Annotated in this window: 2 protein-coding genes; one reads left to right on the forward strand and one right to left on the reverse strand. The window is 32.1% G+C overall.

Annotation, left to right across the window (positions count from 1 at the left end):
• Positions 1-1,924 (forward strand): DPP IV N-terminal domain-containing protein (locus ACHZC3_RS09825; RefSeq protein WP_394759688.1); only part of this gene is annotated, 1,924 nt, incomplete at its 5' end.
• Between the two features lie 46 nt (positions 1,925-1,970).
• On the opposite strand, the gene ACHZC3_RS09830 is transcribed toward ACHZC3_RS09825, so the two are convergent.
• A complete protein-coding gene (locus ACHZC3_RS09830) occupies positions 1,971-2,882 on the reverse strand; it encodes a glutaminase (RefSeq protein ID WP_394759689.1) in 912 nt (303 codons plus the stop codon).
• Between the last annotated feature and the right edge of the window lie 230 nt (positions 2,883-3,112).

Raw genomic sequence — 3,112 nt, forward strand, 5'->3', positions numbered from 1 at the left:
TGACAACAAATCATCTCTTATACTTAGTCTTGAAGATTTAAACAAATCATTAGGTTCAAAAATAAATTCTTTTTTTGGTTACCAATGGAAAAACGAAAACACGTTAACCATTTCAAGTGGTGCAAAGTTTTATAATTATGAAGTTTCTACTAAACTTGGAAAAACAATTCAAGAAACTCCTGACTCGGCAGAGAATCAAACCTTTGATAGTACTAATCAAAATTTAGCTTTTACAGAAAATAACAATTTATTTTTCTATACTAAAAATAAAGAAAAAATTACGGTTACTAATAATTCTGATAAAAACATAGTTTCTGGACAAGCTGTATCTAGAAGTGAATTCGGGATTTCAGGAGGGATTTTCTGGTCTCCAAAATCGACTTATTTGGCTTTTTACCAAAAAGATGAAACTGATGTAGCTGATTATCCTCTATTAGATATTACAGAAACTCCAGGAAAACTACAAAGTATTAAATATCCTATGATTGGTCAGAAATCAGAAAAACCTAGAGTGGGAATTTATAATCTAGCAACAAGCAAAACAGTTTTTATTTCGCCGAAAGGCAATTCAGAAGATTATTTAACTAATCTTTCTTGGACGCCAGACGAAAAATATATTTTAATTGCTGAAGTAAATCGTGGACAAAATGATATGAATTTGAATGTGTATGATGCTAATTCTGGTCTTTTTGTACGTACAATTCTAAACGAGAAAAGTGACAAATGGGTAGAACCTGAGCATGATGCTTTTTTCCCAAATAGTAAATCGAATAATTTTGTTTGGTTTAGTGAAAAATCAGGTTTTCAAAACCTATACTACTACTCTATCGAAGGAAAACTTATCAAACAATTGACTAATAATAAATTCCCTGTTCGTGAAATTATTAGCGCAAATGCTGCTGGAGCCGAAATTTATTTTAAAGCTACTGGCGAAAACGGAACCAATATGTTGGCATATAAAGTCGATCTAAAAGGGAAACAAACTTTAATTACCAAAGATTTAGGTGTTCATAATGTAATGCCAAATTTTGATGGAAGCTACCTTTTCGATGAATATTCGAACCATACAACGCCAAGTAAATCATTGTTATATGACAAAAAATTAGTTGCAAAAACACTCTTAGAAAGCAAAAACAAATATGATGGTTACGAAATAGGTACATCCGAAATCAAAACCATTAAATCTGCTGATGGAACTACTGATTTATTTACCCGTTTAATAAAACCAAGCAATTTTGATCCAACCAAAAAATATCCTGTTTTAGTATATGTTTATGGCGGACCACATGCTCAAATGATTACCAATTCTTATCTAGATGGCGCTAATTTATGGATGTACTGGATGGCAGAACAAGGTTATTTAGTATTTACTGTTGATAATCGTGGATCTGATAATCGTGGTTTTGCTTTTGAAAGTGTTATTCACGGTCGTTGTGGTTCTAACGAAATTGAAGACCAAATAAAAGGTGTAGAGTATTTAAAATCATTACCTTATGTTGATGGAAATCGTTTAGCAGTGCACGGTTGGAGTTATGGCGGATTTATGACAACTTCGTTAATGCTAAGAAAACCAGATGCTTTCAAAGTTGGTGTTGCCGGCGGCCCAGTAACAGATTGGAAATGGTACGAAATCATGTATGGTGAGCGTTATATGGACACGCCTGCAGAAAACCAAAAAGGTTTTGATGAAGCCAATGTTTTAAATTATGTAAAAAACTTAAAAGGAAAATTACTTTTAATTCACGGAACAAGCGATGATGTTGTAGTGATGCAACATAATTTTTCTTTAGTAAAAAAGTTCGTAGAAGCCGAAAAACAAGTCGATTTTTTCCCTTACCCAATGCACAAACACAATGTACAAGGAAAAGACAGAGTACATTTGATGAAGAAAGTTTTAGATTATGTAATAGAGAATAATAAGTAAGAATATTATACCTGACAGGTTTTGAAAACCTGTCAGGTATTTTTTTCTAAAACACAGACATCCCAGTTTTGGTTGTTAATAACTCTAATGCATACATTCCTAATTCAGAATTTCCTTTTTCATTTAATCGTGGCGACCAAGTAGCAACCACGAAATTTTTAGGAAATAAAGCGGCTATTCCGCCACCTATTCCGCTTTTTCCGGGCAAACCAACTTTATAGGTAAACTCCCCAGATTCGTCATAAAAACCACAGGTTTGCATTATCGCATTCAACCTTTTGACTTGGCTTTTTGTCACGATTTGCTCTCCTGAAATAGTTTTTCCTTCATTGGCAAAAAAGAAAAAAGAATGAGCCAATTCTTTACAAGTCATTTCTAGTGAACATTGATGGAAATAGAAATCAAGAACCGTTTCGACATCGTTATTTATATTTCCAAAAGATTTGAGAAAGTTTGCTAAAGCCGCATTTCTAAAACCTGTTTCTTTTTCAGATTTGGCTACTTTTAGATTGTAATTAATAGTTTGACAACCCGAAATTTTACGAATAAATTTTAAAAAATCTTCTTTTGGATTTTCTAAACTAGAAACCAACATATCCGCAATTACCAAAGCTCCAGCATTTATAAACGGATTTCGAGGAATTCCTTTTTCGTATTCTAACTGAACCAAAGAATTGAATGCACTTCCTGATGGCTCAACTCCTACTCGCTCCCAAACTTTTTCGTCTAAAAACGAAAATGCCAAAGCCACAGTTAGCGCTTTTGAAACCGATTGTATCGAAAATTTTTCGTTACTATCGCCTATTCCAAAATCTTGATGATTAATCGTGGTAAGATGAATCCCAAATTTATTCCCATCGATTTTTGCTAATTCAGGTATTGATTTAGAAACGTTTCCAATTATTGAAAGTGATTTTGTTTCTTGATATATTTCTTTTAGAATCTGCTCGTAATTCATTTTATCCTTAAATTTAAAAACAAATATAAAAAGAAAGACTTCGATTTCCCGAAGTCTATAAATATAAAAATTATTTAAATTGCTTACTACTCCAATTGCAACCTCAACTTAACAAGAGATTTGTTTTACATAAAAACTAAAAAACTTCTGTCAATTGAAGTACTTTGATATCTTTTACTTAAAAATGAATTCCTCCAAACAATCTGAAATCTAAAATCTAAAATCTAAAA

It is taken from the genome of Flavobacterium sp., from assembly GCF_043720215.1.
Classification (GTDB): Bacteria; Bacteroidota; Bacteroidia; order Flavobacteriales; family Flavobacteriaceae; genus Flavobacterium.

Excerpts from the sequence above, each read along its gene's own strand:
- ACHZC3_RS09830 (WP_394759689.1), bottom strand. The coding sequence starts at position 2,882 with ATGAATTACGAGCAGATTCTAAAAGAAATATATCAAGAAACAAAATCA.